Below are 21,889 nucleotides of genomic sequence, written 5' to 3'. Positions count from 1 at the left end.
TGTGTAATGCGCCCGCTATCATAGTGCAGCCCCCAACGACCAAGGAGCAAACCGTGAGCGACGCCCCGGCGACAAACCTGATCGAGAACCTGCAGGATCCGGCCCTTTACGACCACCCGGTCGACAGCTTCCAGGTACTGGAAACCCATATCTCTCAGGTCATCCTCACCGGTGACTACGCCTACAAGATCAAGAAGCCCATGGATTTTGGCTTTCTGGACTTCTCCACCCTGGAGAAGCGCCGGCACTTCTGCGAAGAGGAAGTCCGCCTCAACCAGCGCCTCGCCCCCGCGCTCTACCTTGACGTGATCCCCATTACCGGCAGCCCGGAGCAACCAGAACTTGATGGCGCCGGGGAGCCTTTCGAATATGCCATCCGCATGCGCCAGTTCCGGCAGGATCAACTGTTTGACGGCATGCAGGAACGGGCACAACTGTCTACGGATCTGCTGAGCGAACTGGCGGAGCAGGTAGCCCGGTTCCACGATACGTTGCCGCCGGTACCGGAGGACAAACCACTGGGCACACCGGATGCGGTCTTTGCGGCGATGCAGGAAAACTTTGACCAGATCCGCCCGCTGCTGAAGGGGGACCGGGCACTGGAAGACCAGCTCACAGCCCTGGAGGAATGGACCCGCAGTACCTTCGACCGTCAGCGGGACATCATCGCCCAACGCCGGGCCGATGGCTTCGTGCGGGAATGTCATGGTGACCTCCACCTGGCCAACATCACCGTTTACGAGGACCGGGTTACCGTTTTCGACTGCATTGAGTTCAGTGAGCCTTTTCGCTGGATCGACGTCATCAACGACCTGGCCTTCCTGCTGATGGACCTGGAATCCCGTCGTGAATTCGCCCTCGCCAGCCATACCCTGAACGCCTACCTGGAGTGGCGGGGCGATTATGACGGCCTCGAACTGCTGCCGCTCTACAAGGCCTATCGCGCCATGGTCAGGGCCAAGATCGCCCTGTTCACCCGGGGCAACCCCGGACTGTCGGACGCCGAGAAAGAAGGCCTGCTGCAGAAGTATCGGGACTACGCCAACCTGGCCGAGCATTACACGGAAATCCCGAACCCCTACCTGCTGGCCACTACCGGTTTGTCCGCCAGCGGCAAGTCCACCGTCAGCCATGCCCTGGCCAGCGAGCTCGGGCTGATCCGCTTGCGCTCCGACGTGGAGCGCAAGCGGATGGCCGGACTGGGTCCCCTGGATCGTTCCGGCTCCGGCGTAGGGCAGGACCTTTATAGTGAAGAGACCAACCGCCAGACCTATCACCGCCTGGCCGACTTGTCGCGCCAGCTGCTGCAGGCGGGCTTCGGTGTAATTGTTGATGCCGCCTGCCTGCGGGAAAACGAGCGGGAATTACTGGATTCGGTGGCAGAGAACCTGGCCCTGCCGTTTGCCCTCATCCACTGCGAAGCCCCGGAAGCGATTCGCCGGGAATGGATAAGGGCCCGACAAGGTGATGCCTCGGAAGCCGATGAAACCCTGCTGGAGCAACAGAAACAGTGGGAAGAGCCGCTCTCGGAGGTGGAAAAAACCCACACCATTCACATCCGTACCGATGAAGCACTGGCTGCCGGCGAACTGGCCCAGCGCATCCGGGCCCATTTCGGTATGGCCTCCGCGGGCTGACCGCCCTGCAATAATCCGTTAATGGGAACCCTCTTCGGCCTCACTACAGGACCACCGGCAGCTCCCTCACCAGGGCCAGGCTGCCGGAGGGCCCACGATCTCCGGCGAGGTCCGCCTGCAAGGCCATGACCTCCACCCCTGCTTCCACGGCCGAGCGCAACAGCTCACCATAGGCGGGATCGATATGATCCGCCGGCCGTACCTCCCTCGCCCCGGTGTGGTTGACGCAAAAGAGCAACACCGCCCGGTCACCGGCCTTTACCATTGCCATCAGTTCCCGCAGGTGTTTCTGGCCGCGGAGCGTAACGGCATCAGGAAAGCAGGCGATACCATTTTCACTCAGAGTCACGTTCTTTACCTCTACCCAGGCGTCGGGCCTTACCGGATCTCCTGAAAGGTGAAGGTCGATCCGGCTGTTTTCGCTGCCGTAACGCACTTCCGGCCTTACCACAGGGTAGTCCGCCAGGGCAGCAATACGCCCGTCTTCAATGGCCTCCCGGGCCTGGATGTTGGGACGCCCGGTGTTGACGCACGCCAGCACGCCCGGCTCAGTCTCGACCAGTTCCCATGTGTACCGCAGCTTACGCTTCGGGTTACTCGCAGGGCTCAGCCAGACCCGGGCGTCGTCCGGCTGGCACCCCAGCATGGAGCCGGTATTGGGACAGTGGGCTGTCACAATCTCGCCATTCGCCAGCCGTACATCGGCAAGAAAGCGCTTGTAGCGTTTGACCAGGCGCCCTTCAATCAGATTTTCCGGAAATTCCATGACGTCTCCTGGGGCAGTTGATAGGCTGAACAAGGATCGCATAACAAGGCTGGCGCCCCTGCAACAGATCTGCTATTTTCCGCAGATTCCTGGGGAGCCGCGAAGCTCCTGATGCAGGCGGGCGCAGGACAGCACGGAAAAGCTGCGTCCTTTTGGAGTATCAATAAGAGGCCGGGTTACATGGCAAATACCGCAGAGAAAGCACGCGAGCGCTTTACCAACTTCACCCCTTACGAAGCCAAAAAGGGTGAAGAATACATGAGCCCTGAGATGCTGCAACACTTCCGCGACCTGTTGATGCAGTGGCGCCAGGAGCTCATGGAGGAAGTGGATCGCACCATGCATCACATGCAGGAAGATGCAGCCAACTATGCCGACCCGAGTGACCGGGCGTCCCAGGAGGAAGAGTTTTCCCTGGAACTGCGTACCCGCGACCGGGAGCGCAAGCTGATCAAGAAGATCGACAAGACCATCGACCGCATCGACAAGGACGACTACGGCTTCTGCGATCAGTGTGGCGTGGAAATCGGCATCCGTCGCCTGGAAGCCCGCCCCACCGCCACCCTCTGCATCGACTGCAAGACCCTGGCGGAAATCCGCGAACGCCAGACCGGCATCTGACCGGCTGTTGATCCGGGCGCGGGCATCCCGCGCCTGATGGATTTCATGACCGACACGACTTACCGCGGGCGTTTCGCACCCTCACCCACCGGCCCGCTGCACTTCGGCTCGCTTGTGACGGCCCTGGCCAGCTATCTCGAGGCCCGCAGCGGGCAGGGGGCGTGGCTTGTCCGGATTGAAGACCTTGACCCGCTGCGGGAAAGTCCTGAAGCCACTGACCAGATTCTGCAGAGCCTGCACTGCCACCAGTTACGCCCGGATGGCGATGTGCGCTGCCAGTCTGACCGGCTGGACGTCTACCGTCACTACGCCAGCCAGTTGATTGAACAGGGTCACGCCTATTACTGCGCCTGCTCACGCAAGGAACTGGCCGCCAACGGGGGTCGTCACCCCCGGCACTGCCGCGATGGCGGCACGCCACCTTCAGACCGGCCGCTGGCCATCCGTTTCGCCCTGCACGATGAGGAAGCCTGCTGGCAGGACCGGATTCTGGGCAGTCAGCGCCAGGTGGTAAGGGCGGAAGTGGACGATCCGGTGATTATCCGCAAGGAGGGATTCGTGGCCTACCAGCTCGCGGTGGTTGTGGATGACATAGATCAGGAGATCACTGAGGTCGTGCGGGGGTCGGACCTGCTGGAAACCACTGCCCAGCAACGGCAGATATGCCATGCCCTCGGCGGGACACCACCGTGTTGGGCCCATATTCCCGTGGTACTGAACAGTCAGGGGCAGAAACTCAGCAAACAGAACCACGCGCCGGCCCTGGATGACCGGCAACCCGGGCGCAACCTGTGGCGGGCGCTGAAAACCTTGGGGCAGCAGCCGCCGCCGGAACTGGCCGATGCTCCCCCGCAGGCGGTGCTCGAGTGGGGGCTCGGGCACTGGTCCATGGCGAGCATTCCTCACCATCACACCACCGATACCCTGCCACCGGCTCGTCCCGCAGGTGCCTGACCTGACAGCCGCACCCCCACCGTGGTATAACCCCCGGGATCGACGGCCCGGATAAACACCCGATGTATATCTATCGCCTGGTTTTCCTGCTGGTTCTGGCTGTTTACATATTTTCACCCAACATACTGGACTGGTGGGTCTCACCGGGCAACGCCTGGTACTCCCCCTACCTGCTCTGGAGCAGCCTGATTGCCGTTGGCGTCTGGCTGGAATGGCGACGGGATCCCAATGAGTTTTAGCCTGCCGGTACTGCTGGTCATCAGCCTGGGTTATCTGCTGATACTTTTCGGTATTGCCCACGCCACCGAGAAAGGGCGCCTGCCCGGCCGCTGGGTTCGTCATCCACTGGTGTATACCCTCAGCCTCGGCGTCTATGCCGGTACCTGGGCAGTTTACGGCGCGGTCGGCGTCGCGGCGGAATTCGGCTACGGTTTCCTGGCCTATTACCTGGGCATCAGCGGCGCCTTCCTGCTGGCGCCTGTCCTGCTGAACCCCATCATGCGCATAGGCCGAGCCTACCAGCTCACCTCCCTGGCGGACCTGTTCGCGTTCCGTTATCGCAGCCAGTGGGCCGGCACCCTGGTCACACTGACCTCCGGCATCGCCCTGATGGCCCTGCTCAGCATGCAGATCAAGGCCGTAGCGGCCAGTGCGAGCCTGCTGGCCCCGGACGCCTCTCCCCACGCTATCAGCACCCTGTTCAGTTTCATCGTGGTACTGTTCGCGATGCTGTTCGGCGCCCGCCGTGATCAGACATCCGGCAGCCATCAGGGACTGGTGGTTGCCATCGCGTTTGATTCCCTGGTCAAGCTGGCCGCCCTGCTCCTGCTGGGAGGAACCATCCTGTTTACCGTATTCGACGGGTTTGGTGGCCTGGAAGACTGGCTGGCCATGCCGGGTTCCGGGGTCAGTGCGCTGTCCCTCAGCATTGAGGACGGCAGCTGGCGGGCCCTGATGCTGATGTCGTTCTCCGGCGCCCTGGTACTGCCCCATATGTATCACATGATCTTCAGCGAAAATCCGAGCCCCAGGGCACTGTCCCGGGCCAGCTGGGGCCTGCCCCTGTACCTGCTACTGCTCGGCCTGCCGGTACCACTGATTCTCTGGGGGGGCATGGCCATACCGATCGGGGACCAGCCCGCTTTCTATGCCGTTACCATCCCCCAGGCCCTGGAAAAACCCTGGCTGACCGTGCTGATGTATGTTGCCGGACTGTCAGCGGCAAGCGGCCTGATGATTGTCAGTACCCTGGCCCTCGCAGGCATGGTCCTCAACCACGTGGTACTGCCCCTGCGAACGCCAAGGGACCAGTCCGATATCTACCGGTGGCTGCGGTGGACCAAGCGCATCCTGATTGCTGTCATCATCCTCACCGCCCTGGTCTTCAACGAGGCCATGGGCCGTAACCTGGACCTGTCCACCCTGGGCATTCTGGCCCTTTCCGGCATGCTGCAACTGCTGCCGGGAGCACTGGGCGTCATCTACTGGCCGGAAGGCAACCGCAAGGGTCTTATCAGCGGGCTGCTCGCCGGCCTGGCCCTGTGGGCGCTGACACTGGTATTACCCCTGTCCCACGCAGCCGATCCCCTGGCGTGGCTGCCGGCACTGCCTGTGGCACCGGAGTACGATAACTGGCACATCTTCACCTTTATCAGTCTGGGCGTGAACATCGTCATCTTCACCCTGGTGTCGATTCTCAGCCCCGCCAGTCCGGAAGAGGCCAGCGCGGCCCAGGCCTGTTCACTTGGCGCACTTTCCCGGCCCCAGCGCCGGGAACTTATTGCAACGTCCTCTTCAGACTTTGTCCGTCAGCTTGCGGAGCCGCTGGGGTTCAATATGGCGAAACGGGAAGTGGTCCGGGCCCTCGAGCAACTGGACCTGCCCCCCGTGGAATATCGCCCCTATCAGTTGCGACGCCTGCGGGACCAGATTGAGATCAATCTCTCGGGCCTGATGGGGCCCTCCGTAGCCCAGGACCTGGTTCAGCGCCACCTTAGCTTCAAGCCCATGGCCAGCAGCCGCACCGCCCAGGACATCCAGTATGTGGAGCGTGCACTGGGCGAGTATGAGAATCGCCTGACCGGCCTGGCAGGTGAACTGGACAACCTGCGCCGGCATTACCGGCAGACGCTGCAAAACCTGCCCATCCCCGCCTGTTCCGTTGGCGACGATGGCGAGATCCTGATGTGGAACCAGGCCATGGCCGAGTTGACCGGCATTTCCGCCGACGAGGTGGTGGGGGCCCGCCTGCTGGCCCTGCCCTCCCATTGGAGGGACCTGCTCGACGAGTTTGTCCACGGACCGGACCTGCGCCGCTACAAACACCGACTGGATCTGAGGGGACGCCCCCACTGGCTGAACCTCCACAAGGCTGCACTGGCCGGGCCGGATCACCCGGAGGGTGGCAGCATCATCCTGGTGGAAGACCAGACCGAGACCCGGCTGCTGGAAGACGAGCTGATGCACAGCGAACGCTTGGCCTCGGTGGGCCGGCTGGCGGCGGGCGTGGCCCACGAAGTGGGAAATCCGGTGACCGGTATTTCCTCACTGGCCCAGAACCTCAAGCTGGAAACCGACAATCCCGATATCCTCGAAACCGCGGACCAGATTCAGCAGCAGACCCGGCGCATTTCCAACATCCTGCAGTCACTGATGAACTTTGCCCGCACGGGCAACCATGCCCAGGCCAACCGCTATGAGCCAGTGCAGATACGCCGTTGTGTGGACGAATCGATCAACCTGCTCTCCCTGAGTGACAAGGGGCGCGGGCTTGACTACCTCAACGAGTGCCCCGACGATCTGATGGTAGTGGGTGACGAGCAGCGACTGGTGCAGGTATTCGTCAACCTGCTGGCCAACGCCAGGGACGCCTCGCCGGAAGGCGGTACCATCCGGGTCGGTGGATTCCGGGAGGAATACTCCGCTATCATCGAGGTCGCCGATGAGGGCACAGGCATACCCCCTGAACAGCTCGATCATATCTTCGAGCCCTTCTACACCACCAAGAGCGCCAGCCAGGGTACCGGTCTGGGGCTGTCGCTGGTGTACAGCATCGTTGAGGAACACTACGGCACCATCAATGTGGAAAGCCCCGCCGACAAGTCCCGTGGGCGTGGTACGCTGGTGCGCCTCAAACTGCCGGCCTACGAGGCCGCCGGAGACGAGGGCACGGACGGGGATAACCAAGGGTCATGACAGAAACCATGCATCGCATACTGATTGTAGAAGACGAAGAGATTATCCGCGCTGCCCTGCGCAAACTGCTGCAGCACAACGGCTATGACGTTACCGTGGCAGAGTCCGTGGAAGCGGCGACCGGCGACTATGAACTGTCATCCTTTGACCTGATCATCTCTGATCTGCGCCTGCCCGGTGAAGCGGGTACCAGCCTTATCGGCCACGCTCCCGGCGTGCCGGTACTGATCATGACCAGTTACGCCTCCCTGCGGTCCGCGGTCGATTCCATGAAAAAGGGGGCGGTAGAATACATCGCCAAGCCCTTTGATCATGATGAAATGCTCGCGGCAGTAGAGAGCATCCTTGCGCAACGGCCCGCAAGCGCCTCCGTTACAACCGGTGACGACGACAATACCGGCGGTGATCAAGCCAGCGAAAGCGACCCCGCCCAGATCATGTTCGGCCAGTGTGACGCCATGCAGCAGGTATTCACCCTGATTCGCAAGGTGGCCCCCACAGAAACCACCGTACTGATCCAGGGCGAATCCGGCACCGGTAAGGAACTGGCCGCCCGGGCCCTGCACCTGCTTTCACCCCGGGCCGAGAAACCACTGATCTCCGTCAACTGCGCGGCCATCCCGGAAAGTCTGATCGAGTCTGAACTTTTCGGTCACGAGAAAGGTGCCTTTACCGGCGCGGTCTCCGGGCGCACCGGCCTGATCGAGGCGGCTGACGGCGGCAGCCTGTTCCTGGACGAGATCGGCGAACTGCCTCCGGAGGCCCAGGCTCGGTTGCTGCGGGTACTGCAGGAAGGTGAAATACGCAAGGTAGGGTCCACCCAGAGCCGCAAGGTCGATGTCCGCATGATTGCCGCGACCCACCGGAACCTGAAAGCGATGACCCGCACTGGTGACTTCCGGGAAGACCTCTACTATCGCCTCAACGTCATGCAGGTCCGGATTCCACCGTTACGCGAACGTAAGGGTGACGTGCTGGGCCTGGCCAGCCGCTTTCTGGCCAGGCAGGCGGAGCGGATGGGCAAACCGGCGCTCAGCCTCAGCCCGGAAGCCATGAAAGCCCTGGAGCGGCATCGCTGGCCGGGTAACGTCAGGGAACTTGAGAATGCCATTGAACGGGCCTCGATCCTGGCTGACGGCGACATCATCACCCCGGCGCAACTGGACCTGGAGATGGAAACCGGCGACGACTACGCCATTCCCAGTAGCCTGGTGGAAGGTGACAACGAGCAGACGCCGCCCCCCTCCCGGGAAGCCGATACCGGCAGTGACCTGTCACTGGAAGACTATTTCCAGCATTTTGTGCTGGAGAACCAGGACCGCATGAGTGAAACCGAGCTGGCCCAGAAGCTGGGCATCAGTCGCAAGTCCCTTTGGGAACGCCGGCAGCGCCTGGGCATCCCCCGCAAAAAGAGCTGATGCTCGCGCCTAACTTCCCACCCAGCCACGTCTCGCCACGCCCCCCCTGATCCGGTAACACCCTGCCCGCTACCCGTGTTACCGGTGAGGTAACAACGGCGGTAACACGTGTAGTGTTACCCGGTGTTACCGCACGAAACACGACATACTGGAAAACCGAGACATGAGTAACACTAACCGCGGATTTTTTATTCCCAAATCCCATTAAAAATTCTCAACATTCTGTTATTAAAGGATTTTCAAAAACTGGCACGAGCACTGCAATAACCTAAGCGCACAACAACAAAAACAATGTGACAAAGCAGCGCCACAACAAGAACAAAAAGCTGCAGAAAAAGCGCCCGGTAACAAAAACAAGAACAGGGCGTGAGCGAACTGAGTGTTTTGGGTGCTGAGCTTTTTAGTGGTGCCTTGGCTTGCGAGAGCCGCAGTTGTAGATAAGAAGCGTCTTCCAGACGTCCACTGCCACTGCTACCGGTGATCGTGTAGTCACTACCGCTCTCTGTATTCAAAGCGTTCCGTTTGCAGGATTGCCGCCTCATTGTGAGGCACAAGCGGGCAACTGGCCTGCCAACAATAAAAATTGCTAAAAACAACAACAATGCAGATCGTCTACTCTTCCCGGGCGGGTTCGCTACAGCGTTCCCGCCTTTTGATTTTCTGGCGCCGAAGTTTTCAGCAACCTGACCGGCATGGGCAAATCCTGCACAAACCGTTAAACTCTCCCTCCTGCCCGTATCGGGCGTCAACAGACATGACGCCTTCGCTGGCAATGTCAAATCACGGCCGGCCCCGGATCCGGGCTGCGGCCCAAGCAGTTCATGGATTTCAATGCTGAAAAACATACAGAAAAGAGTACGCGCCCTGTTTCCGTCCAGGCCACCACAGGCGCCGGTCTACCAGCGCCGGGAAATACCCCGCGACCAGCACAACGTGTCCCGGTCGATGATCAGCGAGCCCGCCAAGAAAGTACTCAACCGGCTAAATAATGCTGGTTATGAGGCCTACCTGGTGGGCGGTGGCGTGCGGGATATCCTGCTGGGTGAACGCCCCAAGGACTTCGATATTGCCACTGATGCGACGCCGGAAGAAGTGCACGAGCTGTTCCGAAACTCTCGCCTGATCGGCCGCCGGTTCCGCATCGTGCACGTACTGTTCGGCCGGGAAGTCATCGAGGTCACCACCTTCCGTGGCAACGCCGGTAGCAGCGACGACAGTGACGAGGACGATGACGACCGCAAGACCAGCGAGCACGGCTTGTTGTTGCGAGACAACGTCTACGGCAACCAGGAAGAAGACGCCCTGCGCCGGGACTTCACCGTCAACGCCCTGTACTACTGCATTCGGGACTTCACCATTATCGACTACGCTGGCGGTGTCGATGACCTGCACAATCGCCAGCTGCGACTGATCGGTGATCCGGAAACCCGCTACCGGGAGGACCCGGTCCGCATGCTGCGGGCGGTCCGCTTCGCCGCCAAGCTGGGCTTCACCATCGAACCGGTCACCGAGGCCCCGATCCGCGAACTGGCCCCGCTACTGACCCATATACCGCCAGCACGGCTGTTCGAAGAGGTTCTGAAACTGTTCTCCGCCGGTTACGGCGAGGCCACCTGGTACCTGCTGAAGCAATACGGCCTGCTGGCCCCCCTGTTCCCGGATACCATGAAGGCCATCGACAACGGGCAACCGGACGACCTGATTGTGCGGGCACTGCAGAATACCGACGCCCGGATTCACCAGGGCAAGTCGGTCACCCCCTACTTCATGTATGCCGCGCTGCTCTGGCCAGCCCTGCAGGCCGAATGGCAACGGCGACAGGACAATGGCGAGCCGGTTCAGCAGGCGCTGCACCAGTCCATCGGAAAGGTTATCGGCCGGCAGATCCAGGCCACGTCCATCCCCAAGCGCTTCTCCGGTCCCATGAAGGAGATCTGGGAGCTGCAGATGCGGCTGCCCCGCCGACAGGGCAAGCGGGCCTACGGCATTATGGAGCACCCGCGCTTCCGGGCCGCCTACGACTTCCTGCTGGTGCGCGAAGCGGCTGGCGAGATCGAGCCCGGCCTTGGCCAGTGGTGGACCGACTTCCAGGCGGCGGACGATCGCGGCCGGGAACAGATGCTCAGCCAGCTTGGCCAGCAGGGGCCACGCAAGAAGCGGCGGCGCCGTAAACCGTCAGGGCCGACGGCGGCCAGGAGCAATAACCCGTGAGCGAGCGGGTGCACGCCTGGATCGGCTTGGGCAGCAACCTGGAAGACCCGCTGGAGCAGCTGGCCCGGGCGATCACCGGCCTGGCCACGCTGCCCGATAGCACCCTGCTGGCGCAGTCGCCCTTTTATCAAAGCCGTCCCATGGGTCCCCAGGACCAGCCCGACTTCGTGAACGGCGTGGTGTTGCTGGAGACCAGCCTTCCCCCGGCGGTCCTGCTGGACCACCTGCAGCGACTGGAGAAGGCCCACGGCCGGGTCCGGCTCCGCCACTGGGGCCCCCGCACCCTGGACCTCGACCTGCTGCTGTACGGTGACCAGACTATCGCCACTGAAAGGCTGACAGTACCCCATCCGGGCATCCCGGAGCGGGACTTCGTGCTGCGCCCCATGCTGGACATCGATCAGGGGGTCACCCTGCCGGATGGCCGAACCTGCCGCCAGCTGCTTGCAGAATGCACCGATAACGGTCTGAAACGACTGGAGCCGTCAGCCACTGCCGGCCTTGCCACGCCACCTCACCCGCATTAACCTTGACAGCAAACCTGCATGTCCCGGATGGCTTCAGGCAATCCTGCCGACAGCCCCGGTCCACCCATCACAGCAAAGGCATCACTGTTATGGCGGTAACCATCAATACCCTTCGTGACTATAAGGAAAAAGGTGAGGCCTTCGCCGTCCTCACGGCCTATGACGCCGCATTCGCCCAGGTGGTCAGCGAAGCAGGCGTGGACGCCATTCTTATTGGCGATTCCCTTGGCATGGTTCTGCAGGGTAACGACAGCACCCTTCCCGTCACCCTCGAGGAAATGTGCTACCACACCCGCTGCGTGGCAGCCGGTAACCGGGGCGCCCTGATCATGGCCGACATGCCGTTCATGACCTATGGCACAGTTCCCGACGCGCTGGATAACGCCGCCGAGCTGATGCGGGCCGGCGCCCATATGGTCAAACTGGAGGGCACCGACTGGATGAAAGACACCATCACTGCCCTCAGTGAGCGGGGTGTTCCGGTCTGCGCCCACTTGGGCCTGACCCCGCAGTTCGTCAACAAGTTCGGTGGCTACAAGGTTCAGGGCCGGGACGAGAAGCAGGCGGAACTGATGATTGAGCACGCCAGTGACCTGGTCGCAGCCGGCGCTGATGTCATTCTCCTGGAGTGCGTACCGGCGCCACTGGCAGCCCGTATTACCCAGGCGGTACAGGCGCCGGTGATCGGCATCGGCGCCGGTAAGGACACCGATGGCCAGGTGCTGGTACTCCACGACATGCTGGGCATTCCGGAAGGCCGCAAGGCCAAGTTCGTGAAGAATTTCCTGGCAGAGGGTGGCAGCATTCCCGGCGCCATCAAGGCCTATGTGCAGGCGGTCCGTGACCGCACCTTCCCCGGCCAGGAGCATACGTTCAAGTAATGCGTACCGTACATACCATCAAGGAACTGCGCGCCGTCATCCGCAGCTACCGCACTCAGGGCAAGCGAGTAGGCCTGGTGCCCACCATGGGCAACCTGCATGAGGGTCACCTGGCCCTGGTGCGCCGTGCCCACGAAGCGGCCGACGTTGTGGTCACCAGCATCTTCGTCAACCCGATGCAGTTCGGCGCCGGCGAGGACCTGGACGCCTACCCCCGCACCCTGGCTGACGACCAGCGCAAGCTGGAGGCCGAGGGCAACACCCTGCTGTTTGCCCCGCCCCTCAACGAGGTTTATCCGGATGGCCTTGCCCGCCAGACCCGGGTAATCGTTCCGGAAGTCAGCGAAGGCCATTGCGGCGCCAGCCGGCCCGGTCACTTCGAGGGCGTAGCCACGGTAGTGTCCATGCTGTTCAATATGGTCCAGCCCGACGTGGCCGTGTTCGGTGAAAAGGACTACCAGCAGCTGGCGGTTATCCGCAAGATGGTGCGCGACCTGTTCATCCCGGTGGACGTTATCGGCCTGCCCACGATCCGCGAGGACGACGGTCTGGCCATGAGTTCCCGTAATGGCTACCTGTCCGACCCGGAACGACAGAAGGCACCGGCCCTGCACCGGATACTGTCGGAAACCGGCGCCGCACTGCTCGGTGGCAGTGATGACTATGCCGCACTGGAAGCGGCCGCCCGGGAAACCCTGACCGCGGAGGGTTTCCGCCCCGACTATTTCAATATCGTTAACAGCCTTACCCTGAAACCGGCTTCACCCGGAGACCGCCAGCTTACCCTGCTGGCGGCTGCATTCCTGGGAACAACCCGATTGATTGATAACCTCTCAATCGAACGCTAACCCCCAAGAAAGGATGCAAGATGGTACAGGTACGTTCCCCCCTGACCCGGACACCGGAATGGCAGGCCCTGCGTGAACACCAGGCCCGACTGGACGAGGTCCACATGCGGACGCTGTTCCGGGACGACCCGGAGCGTTTCCATCGCTTTTCCCTGTCCGCTGCCGGTCTGCAGCTGGACTATTCAAAGAACCGCATCGATCGCACCACCCCGGAACTGCTCGCAGCCCTGGCAAACGCCTGCCAGCTGCCGAAAGCCCGGGAAGCGATGTTTACCGGCCAGGCCATCAATAACACCGAGCACCGGCCGGCGCTGCATACCGCCCTGCGAGCGGCCTCGGACCGGGATATCCGGGTCGACGGCATCAATATCGTACCGGAAGTCCACGCTACCCTGGACCGCATGGAAGCCTTTGTGGCGCAGGTGCACGGGGGCGAGCGCACCGGCTACCGGGGCGACCACCTGACCGACGTGGTTTCCATCGGCATTGGCGGCTCCTACCTTGGTCCCCGGATGATGACCGAGGCACTCAAACCCTACACCCGTGAGGGTATCCGCTGTCACTACGTGGCCAATATTGACGGCACCGATGTCAGCGAAGTACTGGCCAGCGTGCGGCCGGAGACCACCCTGTTCCTGGTACAGTCCAAGTCGTTTGGCACCCAGGAGACCCTGGAGAACAGCCGGCTGGCCCGCCAGTGGTTGCTCGACGCCGGTGCCACCGAGGCAGACCTCGCCAGGCACTTTGTGGCGGTTACCGCCAATGCCGATGCAGCCCACGACTTCGGCATAGCCCCGGAGGCGGTGTTCCCCATGTGGGACTGGGTCGGCGGCCGCTATTCCCTGTGGTCCGCCATTGGCCTTCCCATCGCATTGACCCTGGGCATGGACAACTTCCGACGCATCCTCGCCGGCGCCCGGGCCATGGATGACCATTTCCGCGAGGCCCCGCTGCAGGAAAACATGCCGGTGGTCATGGCCATGCTGGGTATCTGGTACGTGAATTTCTGGAATGCCGATAACCACGCCATCCTGACCTATGACGAATACCTGAAGGAGCTCCCCGCCCATCTCCAGCAGCTGGACATGGAGAGCAACGGTAAACAGGTGGACCGCAACGGTGAACCGGTGGACTATCGCACCGGCCCGGTGATCTGGGGTGGCGTCGGCGCCAACGGGCAGCACGCCTACCACCAGCTACTGCACCAGGGTACGGTGCTGTCACCGGCGGACTTCATTATTCCCCTGGAAAGCCATAACCCGGTGGCCAGGCATCACGCCACCCTGTTCGCCAACTGTCTGGCCCAGACCCAGGCCCTGATGCAGGGCAAGACAGAGGCTGAAGCACGCCAGGAACTGGAGAGCCAGGGGCTGTCGCCTGACGAAGTGGACCAGTTGGCACCCCACAAGGTCATTCCCGGCAACAAGCCCTCCAATACCCTGGTATTCAGGAAGGCCACACCGGAAGTACTGGGTGCCCTGGTGGCGCTTTACGAGCACCGCACGTTTGTCCAGGGGGTGATCTGGAACCTCAACTCCTTCGACCAGTGGGGCGTGGAGCTGGGCAAACAACTGGGAAAACCCATTCTGCAACAGCTGGGCGAGGGTATTCGCGCGGAGGAACTGGACAGTTCCACGGCGGGCCTGATGCGCCTGTTCAGGGGTGAGTAGCCCGGACCGTCGTCACCCTGGCCAGCAGAAGTCCGCTGGCCAGAGCTTCTGGTCACGGTCGTAGAGCTGCCACAATTCGTCGTAGGTTCGACCGTCCACCGGGTGGCGATGGTCGCCGGCCAGCTCCGCCAGTGGGCGCAATACAAAGGCGTTGTAAAGAATCTCCGGACGCGGGAGCTCCACCCCGTCCGTGTCCTGGTCCAGATCACCATAGGTCAGGATATCCAGATCCAGCGTCCGCGGACTGAACCGGCGGGCGTCCGGCCGGCGACCGTTGGCCAGTTCGATGGCCTTCAGGCATTGACTCAGTTCCGCGACGGACTTGTCCGTCTGGACACCCACCACCAGATTGAAGAACGGCGAACCGTCGAAGCCGACCGCTTCGCTCTCATAGACCGGCGACACATCCAGCTTCCCGAAGGTCTCTGACAGGGCCTCGAGCCCAGCGCGGATATGACGGTGCCGGTCGATGTTACTGCCAACACCGATAAAGACCTGTACCCGAGCCGCCATCACCAGCGGCCCCGCTGGATTCTCACGCCCACCTGACGGGCAGCAGGTACGGCGCCGGGCTTCCACAGGGTTAGCCTCACCCCGGGCACGGAGAACGTCGACATGATTGAGCCGGCGAGCTGTTCTGCGGCGGTTTCCAGCAGCGCTGGCTGGCAAGACTCAAAAAAATCCCGGACATGATCACTCACCGCCGCATAATCCAGCGCCTGTGCAACATCATCTGAGGCGGCAGCCGGCTGGTTGTCCCACGCCATCTCCAGGTCAACACGCAGCTCCTGGTGGATCTCCCGCTCCCACTCATAAACACCGATGACCGTTTCCACGGCCAGGCCTTCGATCAATACGCTGTCATTCACGGCGCCACTCCACCATCGCCTATTTGCTGATTGAACCACCGACAACAACGGGCTAAGGTCGGTGACTCCGACTCAAACACCGCGTACAGGACCTGTCCCGATCATGGATGCCACCAGCCAGCCCCTTCTGCTTATTGCCCTGTGCGGGCTTGCCTATGCAGCCGGTTCGATCCTGTTTGCCATTCCTGTCTGCCGTTTCTCCGGCCTGACCGATCCCCGGGCTCTGGGCTCCCGCAACCCCGGCGCCACCAATGTGTATCGCAGTGGCGGACCCATACCGGCCGGACTTACCCTGGTCCTGGACGCCCTCAAGGGGGCGATCCCGGTCTGGCTGGCCGGTTACTACGGGTTCTCTGTGTTCGCCCAGGCCATGGTGGCCCTGTGCGCCGTCACCGGCCACATGGTTCCGGTCTGGTACCGGTTCCAGGGGGGCAAGGGCGTCGCCACCGCCCTGGGCTGCGGCCTCGTACTGGCGCCGCTTACCACCACCCTGCTGGCCGTGATCTGGCTGGTGATCATGTGGCGCTGGCGCATCTCGGCCCTGGCCTCGGTGATCGCGATTGGCTCAGGGCCGGTCATCAGCGCCCTGTTCGAACCGGAAACCCTGCCCCTGTTCGGCCTGCTCGCGATTGTTATCGTCATCCGTCACCGCAATAACCTGATCCGGCTGGCCCAGGGGCGGGAAAGCCGCTTCTAGCCGGCTATAAGGCCTGACCCGCAAGCCCGTCGAGACACTCTTCCGAAAGCCCTGGCAGTGTATCCATGGGCCAGCGAGGCTTTGCCACAATCCGGTCGCCATCCCTCTGACCCGCCAGCAATCGCTGACAGCCCGCGTAGGCAATCATGGCGCCATTATCGGTACAGAACTCGGGGCGCGCGTAGAATACCAATGCCCCCTGCTTGCCAGCCATGGCTTCCAGTGCGGCCCGCAGCCGCCGGTTGGCGCTGACGCCCCCCGCCATGACCAGTCGGTCACAGCCCGCCGCCTGCAGTGCCCGCCGGCACTTGATGACCAGGGTATCCACCACGGCACTTTCAAAGGCCAGGGCAATATCGGCGCGGGCCTGTTCCGTCCAGTTGCCGGCTTCCTGCTCTGCCGTCACCGTGTTGAGGGTGTAGGTTTTAAGACCGCTGAAACTGAATTCCAGACCCGGCCTGTCGGTCATCGGCCTGGGGAAACGATAAACCCCCTCGCGCCCCTGCTCTGCCAGCGCAGCTACCCTGGGTCCGCCCGGATAGTCCAGACCCAGCATCTTGGCGGCCTTGTCGAACGCCTCACCAGCGGCATCGTCTACCGACTCGCCAAGCAATTCGTATTCTCCGATGCCGGACACCTTTACCAGCTGGGTATGTCCGCCGGACACCAGCAGCGCCACGAACGGAAACTCAGGCGGGTTGTCCTCCAGCATGGGCGCAAGCAAGTGCCCCTCCATGTGATGGACCCCAAGCACCGGAATATCCAGCGCCAGCCCCAGGGCATGGGCTACCGAGCCCCCCACCATCAGCGCGCCGACCAGTCCGGGTCCCGCCGTGTAGGCAATTCCCGTGATATCGGCACGCCCACAACCGGCCCGGGCCAGCACCTCGTCACAGAGCGGCAGCAGTTTGCGGACATGATCGCGTGAAGCCAGCTCCGGCACCACGCCACCATAGTCGGCATGCATGTCAGTCTGGCTGAACAGCGCGTCCGCCAGTAGCCCCCGCTCGCTGTCGTAGAGGGCTACGCCGGTTTCATCGCAGGAGGTTTCAATACCCAGAATCAGCATGGGGCGGGTACCTCGGATCAGGTGTCTGTTGAAATTGGCGGCATTCTATCAGAAACACTGTCGATAGTTTCACCAGACAATTGACGATCGATGGCCACTGGCGCTATCATTGCCGGCCTTAAATAGGACTGGCCGAAATTTGTCCAATATTTCAAACCGAATTCAAGGTAGGTGATTTTTAATGCCAGCTGTTAAAGTGAAAGAGAATGAACCGTTTGATGTAGCGCTGCGTCGTTTCAAGCGCTCCTGCGAGAAAGCAGGCGTACTCTCCGAAGTACGTCGTCGTGAGCACTATGAGAAGCCCACGGCTGTTCGCAAGCGTAAGGCTGCCGCTGCTGTCAAGCGTCATCTCAAGAAGCTTCAGCGGGAACAGCGCAAGTTCGAGCGCCTGTACTGAGAACAGAGCGGAATCCTGCTCCGCAGGGTTTTGAACCTGTTCATGGCGCGAGGAGTCTGTCAGCCTCATACTGACAGGCCAGCGTGATACCAATGCCGTCGGGGCATCGCTCCGACGGCATTTTTTGCTGTGGCTGCGGGCGATCCTGCCCGGAGCACAGGTTAGGGAGTGGGCATGAGCGGACTGATCCCCCAGCAATTCATTGAAAACCTGCTGGACAGGACGGACCTCGCCGAGCTCATCGGCTCCCGCATCACCCTCAAGAAAGCCGGCGCCAACTACAAGGCGCGCTGCCCTTTCCATGACGAGAAAACCCCATCGTTCAATGTCCGGCCAGACAAGGGGTTCTATCACTGTTTCGGATGCGGCGCTCATGGCGATGCCATCAGCTTTGTGCGGGAATTCGAGGGGCTGGACTTTACCGCCGCGGTTGAGGAGCTGGCCCGCCGTGCCGGCCTGGAAGTGCCTTACGACAAGGTCGCCAGCCAGCAGATCCGGCAGAGCCGCACCCTGACCGATGCCCTGGACTATGCCCGCGAGTTCTATCGCAACCGGCTGGCCAGCACCGAGGGTCAGCTGGCCCGGGAGTACCTGGCTGCCAGGGGTCTTGACGACGCTATTATTGAGCTTTACCAGCTCGGCTTTGCGCCGGGGGCCGGCACAGCCCTGTACAATGCGGCCAGCGAGGAGCTTCGCAAGCCACTGATCGAAACCGGCACCGTTTCTGACCGCTACGGGCGGCCAAGGGACCTGTTCCGCAACCGGGTCATGTTCCCCATCCGCAATACCCGAGGCCGTACGGTGGCGTTCGGCGGGCGCACCCTGGGGGATGACAAGGCCAAGTACATCAACTCGCCGGAATCCGACGCCTTCCACAAGAGCCGGGAAATCTACGGCCTGTTCGAAGCCCGGCAGGCCTTGCGGCGCATCGACAAACTGCTGGTGGTGGAAGGCTACATGGATGTCATCGCCCTGGCCCAGTTCGGCATTCACTGTGCCGTTGCCGCCATGGGCACCGCCACCAATCAGGACAGCCTTGCGGCCCTGCTCAAGCAGACCCGGCACCTGGTGTTCTGCTTTGACGGCGATACCGCCGGCCACCGGGCTGCAGACCGGGCCATGGAGAATGCCCTGGAGTTGCTGGAAGACGGCATTCACCTGCAGTTCCTGATGCTGCCGGAGGGCGAGGACCCGGACACGCTGGTCCGCAAGGAAGGGGCCGAGGCCTTCGAGAAGCGCATACAGCAGGCCCGCCCCCTGTCCCGCTACCTGTTTGACCGGATGCAGGAGGGGCTGGACCTGAGCCTGCCGGAGAACCAGGGGGAGCTGCGCTCCAGGGTTGAACCGCTGCTGAGCCGTATGCCCCGGGGCAGCCTGCGGGATGCCATGTGGCACGAAATGCTGCGATTGTGCCGGCCACCCCGTGCCCCATGGCAGAACAACAACAGCAAGCGCAATAGCAGCAACCGGGGCGCCGGCTCTGCGGCTACACCAGCGACGCCGTCCGAGCGCGTGCCAGTACGGCTCAGCAAGAACCATATGCTGTGCCTGGCAATGCTGGACGCCCCGGAGATGGCCACCGAGCTCAAGGACCTGTGTCGCCAGGACCGGCAACTGGACAAGGCCGCCACCTTTGCCGCATGGCTCGACCAGCACGGGCTGCGCACACGCAGGCAAGTCTACCAGATGCTGGCGCGCTCGCCGGAGGACCAGGCCAGATTCCGTTCACTGTTCGACGGCATCGAACATCTGCCAGGACGGCAGGAGGCACTGAAAAGCGCACGGGCACTGCTGGCGCCCAATGACGAGGCGAGACAGAAACAGCGCCTGAGGGCACTGGCGGAAAAAGCCCGGGAGCTCAACTTTGCGGACCTGAGCCCGGAAGAACGCCAACAGCTCAAGGCGTCATTATCATCCCATCAGGGGAAACACGGATAAACCGGATCAGAACGCTCAAAGAATCAGGAGGTTTGGTGAGAAAAGATTGGAAGCAAAGGATTTTTTCAGGGCCTACTTGAAACCACGACCACTGATCACCATCTAACCATTCGGTGGCAGTCATCTGGCGTGACCGCTATAATGGTTGTTTAACTTTTTTCCTTTTTACCATCAAGTTCACAGGGTGTCTATGTCAGGCAATTCTCAGAAATCCCGTTTGAAAGACCTCATTGCCCGAGGAAAAGAGCAAGGTTACCTGACTTACGCCGAGGTCAACGACCACCTGCCTGAGGATATCGCGGATCCGGATCAGGTAGAAGACATTATCCGCATGATTAACGACATGGGCATCCAGGTCAGCGAGGAAACCCCCGACGCTGACACCCTGCTCATGACCGAAGGCGACTCCACTGCTGATGAAGCCGCCGCTGCTGAAGCGGCGGCCGCCCTGGCTGCCGTGGAATCCGACGCTGGCCGCACTACCGACCCGGTACGCATGTACATGCGTGAGATGGGTACCGTTGAGCTGCTGACCCGTGAAGGGGAAATCGTTATCGCCAAGCGCATCGAGGAAGGTATCCGCGATGTGATGGCCGCGATCGCCCACTTCCCCGGCACCGCTGGCACCGTGATCCAGGCATACGACCGCATTATCGAGAATGAAGGCCGCATCAGCGACATCGTCTCCGGCTTCCTGGACCCGGATGACGCCGAGCCTTTCATGGGCGAAGACACCACGGACACTTCCTCCGATGACGACACCTCGTCGGACGATGATGACGACAGCTCCGAAGAAGAGAAGGAAAGCGGCCCGGACCCCGAGGAAACCCGGCTGCGTTTCGAGTTGCTGCGGGAAAAGCTGGCGGCTGCCGAAGAGAACCTCGAAAAACACGGTCGCGCCCACAAGAAAACACAGGAAGCCCTCAACGAGCTGGGCCAGGTGTTTGCTCCGTTCAAGCTGGCCAACAAGGCCTTTGATGAGCTGGTCAACGTGGTTCGGTCCACCAACGAAGTGGTCCGCGAGAACGAACGCGCCATCATGCGGATCTGTGTGCGTGAATGCCGCATGGACCGCAAGGAATTCATCAAGTCCTTCCCCGGCAATGAAACCAATCTGGAATGGGCACCGAAGATCGCCCGCTCCAAGAAGCCCTACGCGGCAGCCATAAATGAGCGACTGGACGAAATCGTGCGCCTGCAGAAGCGTATCGCCAACGTGCAGAGCGAAGTGGACCTGGCCATCCCCGACATCAAGGAAATCAACCGTCGGGTATCCATCGGTGAAGCCAAGGCCCGTCGCGCGAAGAAGGAAATGGTCGAGGCCAACCTGCGTCTGGTTATCTCCATCGCCAAGAAGTACACCAACCGGGGCCTGCAGTTCCTGGACCTGATCCAGGAAGGCAACATTGGCCTGATGAAAGCGGTGGACAAGTTCGAATACCGCCGCGGCTACAAGTTCTCCACCTACGCCACCTGGTGGATCCGGCAGGCCATCACCCGCTCCATCGCGGACCAGGCCCGCACTATCCGGATTCCGGTCCACATGATCGAGACCATCAACAAGCTCAACCGCATCTCCCGCCAGATGCTGCAGGAGATGGGCCGCGAGCCCACCCCGGAAGAGCTTGGTGAGCGCATGGAGATGCCGGAAGACAAGATCCGCAAGGTGCTGAAAATCGCCAAGGAGCCGATCTCCATGGAAACCCCCATCGGCGATGACGAAGACAGTCATCTGGGGGATTTCATCGAGGACATCCAGGCCCTTTCGCCCGTGGATTCCGCCACCGCCGAAGGCCTGCGGGAGGCCACCCGCTCTGTCCTCGCCGGCCTGACCGCACGGGAGTCCAAGGTACTGCGCATGCGCTTCGGTATCGAGATGAATACCGACCATACCCTGGAAGAAGTCGGCAAACAGTTCGACGTCACCCGGGAGCGGATCCGTCAGATCGAAGCCAAGGCCCTGCGCAAACTGCGTCACCCGTCACGGTCTGACCACCTGCGCGGCTTTATCGACGACCAGGGTAACGGATAAACCCAACCCCACAGTAGCGGGCGCCATGCCTCAACGGTATAATGGCGCCCGCTTTGTTTCTGGCAAGGCAAACCGCTATAAAGGGCCTATAGCTCAGTTGGTTAGAGCAGGGGACTCATAATCCCTTGGTCGCTGGTTCGAGTCCAGCTGGGCCCACCA

General features: G+C 61.7%; 20 protein-coding genes and 1 tRNA gene. 16 read left to right on the top strand and 5 right to left on the bottom strand.

Annotation, left to right across the window (positions count from 1 at the left end):
- The first annotated feature begins 53 nt into the window (after positions 1 to 53).
- On the top strand, positions 54 to 1,637 hold the full coding sequence (locus ACESMZ_RS15360; protein ID WP_372957970.1) for an AAA family ATPase: 1,584 nt from the start codon (positions 54 to 56) through the stop codon (positions 1,635 to 1,637).
- Positions 1,638 to 1,680: 43 nt separating this feature from the next.
- Here the strand turns inward: ACESMZ_RS15360 and sfsA are convergent, their stop codons facing one another.
- Positions 1,681 to 2,403 carry a DNA/RNA nuclease SfsA gene (sfsA, locus tag ACESMZ_RS15355; RefSeq protein WP_372957971.1) on the bottom strand — a complete coding sequence of 241 codons (723 nt, stop codon included), beginning with the start codon at positions 2,401 to 2,403 and terminating at the stop codon, positions 1,681 to 1,683.
- A gap of 180 nt (positions 2,404 to 2,583) precedes the next feature.
- On the opposite strand from sfsA, the gene dksA reads away from it, so the two are divergent.
- From dksA to ACESMZ_RS15330, 5 genes are all read left to right on the top strand, one after another.
- Positions 2,584 to 3,024, top strand: coding sequence for an RNA polymerase-binding protein DksA (gene dksA, locus ACESMZ_RS15350; RefSeq protein WP_372957972.1), 441 nt, complete (start codon positions 2,584 to 2,586; stop codon positions 3,022 to 3,024).
- Positions 3,025 to 3,069: 45 nt separating this feature from the next.
- Positions 3,070 to 3,978: a tRNA glutamyl-Q(34) synthetase GluQRS gene (gene gluQRS, locus ACESMZ_RS15345; RefSeq protein ID WP_372957973.1), complete on the top strand. Its 909-nt coding sequence runs from the start codon at positions 3,070 to 3,072 to the stop codon at positions 3,976 to 3,978.
- A 62-nt stretch (positions 3,979 to 4,040) separates the two neighbouring features.
- Positions 4,041 to 4,217 carry a hypothetical protein gene (locus tag ACESMZ_RS15340; protein ID WP_177186087.1) on the top strand — a complete coding sequence of 59 codons (177 nt, stop codon included), beginning with the start codon at positions 4,041 to 4,043 and terminating at the stop codon, positions 4,215 to 4,217.
- Positions 4,207 to 7,173: an ATP-binding protein gene (locus ACESMZ_RS15335; RefSeq protein ID WP_372957974.1), complete on the top strand. Its 2,967-nt coding sequence runs from the start codon at positions 4,207 to 4,209 to the stop codon at positions 7,171 to 7,173. Before ACESMZ_RS15340 ends, ACESMZ_RS15335 begins: the two co-directional genes overlap by 11 nt.
- 8 nt (positions 7,174 to 7,181) lie before the next feature.
- The gene (locus tag ACESMZ_RS15330) at positions 7,182 to 8,591 is read left to right on the top strand and encodes a sigma-54-dependent transcriptional regulator (RefSeq protein WP_372958003.1); all 1,410 of its coding nucleotides are present in this window, start codon (positions 7,182 to 7,184) and stop codon (positions 8,589 to 8,591) included.
- 239 nt (positions 8,592 to 8,830) lie between these two features.
- On the opposite strand, the gene ACESMZ_RS15325 is transcribed toward ACESMZ_RS15330, so the two are convergent.
- Positions 8,831 to 9,436 (bottom strand): hypothetical protein, encoded by a 606-nt coding sequence (locus ACESMZ_RS15325; protein ID WP_372957975.1) that lies wholly within the window; start codon positions 9,434 to 9,436, stop codon positions 8,831 to 8,833.
- Here ACESMZ_RS15325 and pcnB point away from each other — a divergent pair.
- The 5 genes from pcnB (at position 9,423) to pgi (ending at position 14,728) form a co-directional block, all read left to right on the top strand.
- Positions 9,423 to 10,802, top strand: coding sequence for a polynucleotide adenylyltransferase PcnB (gene pcnB / locus ACESMZ_RS15320; protein WP_372957976.1), 1,380 nt, complete (start codon positions 9,423 to 9,425; stop codon positions 10,800 to 10,802). The two genes, ACESMZ_RS15325 and pcnB, sit on opposite strands and share 14 nt — an antisense overlap.
- On the top strand, positions 10,799 to 11,329 hold the full coding sequence (gene folK / locus ACESMZ_RS15315; RefSeq protein ID WP_372957977.1) for a 2-amino-4-hydroxy-6-hydroxymethyldihydropteridine diphosphokinase: 531 nt from the start codon (positions 10,799 to 10,801) through the stop codon (positions 11,327 to 11,329). The genes pcnB and folK (ACESMZ_RS15315) overlap by 4 nt, the downstream gene beginning before the upstream one ends.
- Before the next feature lie 89 nt (positions 11,330 to 11,418).
- Positions 11,419 to 12,210 carry a 3-methyl-2-oxobutanoate hydroxymethyltransferase gene (gene panB / locus ACESMZ_RS15310; RefSeq protein WP_372957978.1) on the top strand — a complete coding sequence of 264 codons (792 nt, stop codon included), beginning with the start codon at positions 11,419 to 11,421 and terminating at the stop codon, positions 12,208 to 12,210.
- Positions 12,210 to 13,058 (top strand): pantoate--beta-alanine ligase, encoded by an 849-nt coding sequence (panC, locus tag ACESMZ_RS15305; RefSeq protein ID WP_372957979.1) that lies wholly within the window; start codon positions 12,210 to 12,212, stop codon positions 13,056 to 13,058. The genes panB and panC overlap by 1 nt, the downstream gene beginning before the upstream one ends.
- A gap of 20 nt (positions 13,059 to 13,078) precedes the next feature.
- Entirely contained in the window at positions 13,079 to 14,728 is a 1,650-nt protein-coding gene (pgi, locus tag ACESMZ_RS15300; protein WP_372957980.1) for a glucose-6-phosphate isomerase, read from the top strand.
- Positions 14,729 to 14,740: 12 nt separating this feature from the next.
- Here pgi and folK (ACESMZ_RS15295) read toward each other — a convergent pair whose 3' ends face one another.
- Positions 14,741 to 15,241, bottom strand: a complete 501-nt coding sequence (folK, locus tag ACESMZ_RS15295) for a 2-amino-4-hydroxy-6-hydroxymethyldihydropteridine diphosphokinase (protein WP_372957981.1) — start codon at positions 15,239 to 15,241, stop codon at positions 14,741 to 14,743.
- On the bottom strand, positions 15,241 to 15,597 hold the full coding sequence (gene folB, locus ACESMZ_RS15290; protein WP_372957982.1) for a dihydroneopterin aldolase: 357 nt from the start codon (positions 15,595 to 15,597) through the stop codon (positions 15,241 to 15,243). The genes folK (ACESMZ_RS15295) and folB overlap by 1 nt, the downstream gene beginning before the upstream one ends.
- 103 nt (positions 15,598 to 15,700) lie before the next feature.
- On the opposite strand from folB, the gene plsY reads away from it, so the two are divergent.
- Positions 15,701 to 16,294 carry a glycerol-3-phosphate 1-O-acyltransferase PlsY gene (plsY, locus tag ACESMZ_RS15285; protein ID WP_372957983.1) on the top strand — a complete coding sequence of 198 codons (594 nt, stop codon included), beginning with the start codon at positions 15,701 to 15,703 and terminating at the stop codon, positions 16,292 to 16,294.
- A 4-nt stretch (positions 16,295 to 16,298) separates the two neighbouring features.
- On the opposite strand, the gene tsaD is transcribed toward plsY, so the two are convergent.
- Positions 16,299 to 17,363, bottom strand: coding sequence for a tRNA (adenosine(37)-N6)-threonylcarbamoyltransferase complex transferase subunit TsaD (tsaD, locus tag ACESMZ_RS15280; protein ID WP_372957984.1), 1,065 nt, complete (start codon positions 17,361 to 17,363; stop codon positions 16,299 to 16,301).
- 181 nt (positions 17,364 to 17,544) lie between these two features.
- Between tsaD and rpsU the strand changes: the two genes are divergently transcribed.
- The 4 genes from rpsU (at position 17,545) to ACESMZ_RS15260 (ending at position 21,889) form a co-directional block, all read left to right on the top strand.
- A complete protein-coding gene (gene rpsU / locus ACESMZ_RS15275; protein ID WP_007153483.1) occupies positions 17,545 to 17,760 on the top strand; it encodes a 30S ribosomal protein S21 in 216 nt (71 codons plus the stop codon).
- 174 nt (positions 17,761 to 17,934) lie between these two features.
- The gene (gene dnaG / locus ACESMZ_RS15270) at positions 17,935 to 19,698 is read left to right on the top strand and encodes a DNA primase (protein WP_372957985.1); all 1,764 of its coding nucleotides are present in this window, start codon (positions 17,935 to 17,937) and stop codon (positions 19,696 to 19,698) included.
- A gap of 190 nt (positions 19,699 to 19,888) precedes the next feature.
- Positions 19,889 to 21,730 carry an RNA polymerase sigma factor RpoD gene (gene rpoD / locus ACESMZ_RS15265; protein ID WP_372957986.1) on the top strand — a complete coding sequence of 614 codons (1,842 nt, stop codon included), beginning with the start codon at positions 19,889 to 19,891 and terminating at the stop codon, positions 21,728 to 21,730.
- 82 nt (positions 21,731 to 21,812) lie between these two features.
- Positions 21,813 to 21,889 (top strand) — tRNA-Ile (locus ACESMZ_RS15260).

It is taken from the genome of Marinobacter sp. (genome assembly GCF_041690615.1).
Lineage (GTDB): Bacteria > Pseudomonadota > Gammaproteobacteria > Pseudomonadales > Oleiphilaceae > Marinobacter.
Note: the sequence above shows the minus strand (reverse complement) of the source record. Positions and strands in the feature narration are given on the sequence as shown.